Below are 428 nucleotides of genomic sequence, written 5' to 3'. Positions count from 1 at the left end.
GGTCGGAAATTCTCTTCATCGACGGTCTCCTCGACACTTTTCGTGAAATCTATCGTCTGTTTATGACGTGTTCCCGACAGGCATGTTTTCATCCCGGTTTTTGCGATGCAAGCAGAAACCGCTTCTATCCGCGCTCATAGTCGCGTTCGTCGGAAATGACCTTGCCGTCATTGGGCAGTGCGCCGGGGGTGACGGCGTGAACCTTGCCGCCAAGCTTGGTGATTTCGCGCAACGAAGCCTCGATTGCAGACAGCGACCCGCCTGAATCTTGGGCCTCGACATGCAGCGCCATGGCATCGGCCTCTCCGTCCCGCGTTACGACAAGCCGGGCGCGGGTAATTTCGGGATGCCGCGTAACGATTTCCGCGAGTTGTTTGGGATCGACGAACATGCCCTTGATTTTGGTGCGCTGGTCGGCGCGTCCCATC

Annotated in this window: 1 protein-coding gene; it reads right to left on the bottom strand. The window is 57.5% G+C overall.

The window, feature by feature from the left end; translation table 11 throughout:
- Window positions 1–124: 124 nt before the first annotated feature.
- Window positions 125–428: hypothetical protein (locus AB1462_RS32200; protein ID WP_367249173.1), on the bottom strand; the 304-nt coding region annotated here is incomplete at its 5' end.

The organism is Pseudomonas sp. SB113 (assembly GCF_040754745.1).
GTDB classification, from domain to species: Bacteria; Pseudomonadota; Gammaproteobacteria; order Pseudomonadales; family Pseudomonadaceae; genus Aquipseudomonas; species Aquipseudomonas grimontii.
Note: the sequence above shows the minus strand (reverse complement) of the source record. Positions and strands in the feature narration are given on the sequence as shown.